Here is a 3,303-nt window from a genome sequence, read left to right as displayed (position 1 = left end):
CCGTCTGGCGCATCGACCGGCGAGCACGAGGCCGTCGAGCTGCGCGATGGTGGCGACCGCTACGGCGGCAAGGGCGTCAAGAAGGCCGTGCAGGCGGTGCTCGATGAAATCGCGCCGGCGGTGATCGGCCTGAACGCCGACGACCAGCGGCTGGTCGATCAGGCGCTGCTGGACCTCGACGGCACACCGGACAAGTCCCGCCTCGGTGCCAACGCGATCCTCGGCGTCTCCCTGGCCGTGGCCAAGTCGGCCGCCGATTCCGCCGCGTTGCCGCTGTTTCGCTACCTGGGCGGACCGAACGCGCACATTCTGCCGGTGCCGATGATGAACATCCTCAACGGCGGCGCCCACGCCGACACCGCCGTCGACATCCAGGAGTTCATGGTCGCTCCGATCGGTGCGCCGAGTTTCCACGAGGCACTGCGCTGGGGCGCCGAGGTCTACCACGCCCTGAAATCGGCGCTCAAGAAGCAGGGGCTGTCCACTGCGCTGGGGGACGAGGGCGGGTTCGCACCCGACGTGCCGGGAACCAAAGCCGCGCTCGACATCATCAGCCAGGCCATCGAGTCCACCGGTTTCAAACTGGGCGCGGACGTGGCGCTGGCACTCGATGCCGCGGCGACCGAGTTCTACACCGAAGGCACCGGCTACCAGTTCGAGAAGAAGACCAGGACCGCCGACGAGATGGCCCAGTTTTACGCCCAGCTGCTCGACTCCTACCCCCTGGTATCCATCGAAGACCCGCTGTCCGAAGACGATTGGGACGGCTGGGTGGCGCTGACGACGGCGATCGGTGACCGGGTGCAGATCGTCGGTGACGACCTGTTTGTCACCAATCCCGAACGGCTGGAAGAAGGCATCGACAAGGGCGCGGCAAATGCCTTGCTGGTCAAGGTCAATCAGATCGGCACGCTCACCGAAACGCTCGATGCGGTCGCGCTGGCCCACCACAGCGGCTACCGGACGATGATGAGCCACCGCAGCGGCGAGACGGAGGACACCACAATCGCCGACCTGGCGGTGGCGGTGGGCAGCGGCCAGATCAAGACCGGCGCGCCGGCTCGCAGCGAACGGGTCGCTAAATACAACCAGCTGCTGCGCATCGAAGAAGCTCTCGGCGACGCCGGCCGCTACGCCGGTGACCTGGCGTTCCCCAGGTACACGCCGTAGGGCCGACATTCGCTACTGCTGATGCCCGAATCAAAACGACCAGAACCGAAGCGGCGCTCACCGGCGTCGCGTCCGGGTCGGGCCGGCGATTCGGTGGCCGGCCGGCCGCGAAAGTCGACGGCGGCCCGTCGCGGACCGACGGCGTCGCCCCGGGCGATGCCCGAGGTGGTCGAACCGATCAGACAGGCGATCGCCGAATCGGCCGAGCAGCGTTCAGATCAGCGGTTGGGTCTGACGGCGCGACGGGCGGCCATTCTGGCGACCGTGGTCTGCATCCTGACGCTCACGATCGCCGGCCCGGTCCGCACCTATTTCGCGCAGCGAACCGAGATGAGGCAACTGGCCGCCTCCGAAGCTGCACTGCGTCAACAGATCTCCGATCTCGAGCAGCAGAAGGGGAAACTCGGCGATCCCGCGTTCATTGCGGCGCAGGCCCGCGAACGCCTCGGCTTCGTCATGCCGGGCGAGATTCCCTATCAGGTTCAGCTGCCTGCGGGTGCGGCTCGGCCCGCCGATCCTGGGTCGCAACCGAAAACTGCCGTCACCAGCGATCCCTGGTACACCTCGCTGTGGCACACCATTGCCGACAGTCCGCACGGGCCACCGGCGCCGGTGGCCCCGCCGGCCAATCCCCAGCAACCCGGCCCGCTGCCGCCCAGTGGTTGATCCCGTCGACCTCGAGGCCGTCGCCCGTCAACTCGGTCGCGAGCCGCGTGGCGTCCTCGCCATCGCTTACCGATGCCCCAACGGTGAGCCGGCTGTGGTGAAAACATCGCCGAAACTGCCTGACGGAACGCCATTTCCGACGCTGTACTATCTCACGCATCCGACACTGACTGCCGCTGCGAGCGGGCTGGAGACCACCGGGCTGATGCGAGAGATGACCGAGCGGCTGCACTCCGATCCCGGGTTGGCCGCCGCCTACCGGCGCGCCCACGAGGCATACCTGGCCGAGCGGGATGCCATCGAGCCGCTGGGTACGACGTTCTCCGGCGGCGGTATGCCCGAGCGGGTCAAGTGCCTGCACGTGCTGATCGCGCATTCGCTGGCGAAGGGTCGGGGCGTCAACCCCTTCGGCGACGAAGCTCTGGCAGTGCTGGCCGCCCAGCCGGTGATGACCGGGATTCTCAGGCCGGGGGAGTGGATATGACCCGACTTGCCGCAATCGACTGTGGTACCAACTCGATTCGGTTGCTGATCGCCGACGCGTCCGGTGGGCGGCTGACCGACGTGCACCGCGAAATGCGTATCGTGCGGCTCGGTCAGGGCGTGGACGCCACCGGCAAATTCGCGCCGGAGGCGTTGCGGCGCACCCGCTCTGCGCTGGTGGACTACGCCGCGTTGTGCGTGTCGTATGGCGTCGACCGAGTACGCATGGTTGCGACGTCAGCCACCCGAGACGCCGGCAATCGTGACGTTTTCTGTGCGATGACGGCCGATGTGCTCGGCGACGTCGAGGCCGGTGCCGTTGCCGAGGTGATCACCGGAACTGCGGAAGCCGAGCTGTCGTTTCGGGGTGCGGTCAACGAATTAGATTGCACTGCTGGGCCATTCGTCATCGTGGATCTGGGCGGCGGGTCGACTGAGGTGGTGTTGGGAACCGATTCGGTGACAGCCAGTTTCTCCGCCGACATCGGCTGTGTGCGATTGACGGAGCGCTGCCTGCACTCCGATCCTCCGACGATCGACGAGGTGGCGGCGGCCCGCGAGGTGGTGCGCGAACGGCTTGGCGAGGCGCTGCGCATCGTCCCGGTGGAGCGGGCCCGCACCTGGGTCGGGGTGGCGGGAACGATGACAACCGTCGCCGCTCTCGCGCAGGATATGACGACGTATGACGCAGCGGCCATTCATCTTTCGCGGGTCGGCACGGATCGGTTGCTGACGGTGTGCGACGACTTGATCGCCATGCCGCGGGCCGCTCGGGCAGCGCTGGGGCCCATGCACCAGGGACGGGTCGACGTGATCGGTGGCGGGGCCATCGTCATCGAGGAGTTGGCGATCGCGCTTCGCCTGCGCGCCGGCATCGAGGAGTTGACGGTCAGCGAACACGACATCTTGGACGGTATCGCGCTGTCGATCGCCGACTGACCTACTGTCCGAACGAGATCTGCAGCAACCGCTTTTTCTGCTCGT

General features: G+C 67.1%; 4 protein-coding genes. All 4 read left to right on the top strand.

Going from position 1 to position 3,303, the window contains the following annotated elements:
- Nucleotides 1–1,170: phosphopyruvate hydratase (gene eno, locus AC2VOG_RS01760; RefSeq protein WP_486938197.1), on the top strand; the 1,170-nt coding region annotated here is incomplete at its 5' end.
- Nucleotides 1,171–1,191: 21 nt separating this feature from the next.
- The gene (locus tag AC2VOG_RS01755; protein ID WP_486938196.1) at nucleotides 1,192–1,836 is read left to right on the top strand and encodes an FtsB family cell division protein; all 645 of its coding nucleotides are present in this window, start codon (nucleotides 1,192–1,194) and stop codon (nucleotides 1,834–1,836) included.
- Nucleotides 1,829–2,320: a DUF501 domain-containing protein gene (locus AC2VOG_RS01750; RefSeq protein WP_486938195.1), complete on the top strand. Its 492-nt coding sequence runs from the start codon at nucleotides 1,829–1,831 to the stop codon at nucleotides 2,318–2,320. Before AC2VOG_RS01755 ends, AC2VOG_RS01750 begins: the two co-directional genes overlap by 8 nt.
- Nucleotides 2,317–3,258 (top strand): Ppx/GppA phosphatase family protein, encoded by a 942-nt coding sequence (locus AC2VOG_RS01745; protein ID WP_486938194.1) that lies wholly within the window; start codon nucleotides 2,317–2,319, stop codon nucleotides 3,256–3,258. Before AC2VOG_RS01750 ends, AC2VOG_RS01745 begins: the two co-directional genes overlap by 4 nt.
- Nucleotides 3,259–3,303: the final 45 nt, after the last annotated feature.

This window comes from Mycobacterium sp. TH-M11, from assembly GCF_057473725.1.
The sequence above is the reverse complement of the archived record's forward strand: the minus strand, read 5'-3'. Positions and strand labels throughout refer to the sequence as shown.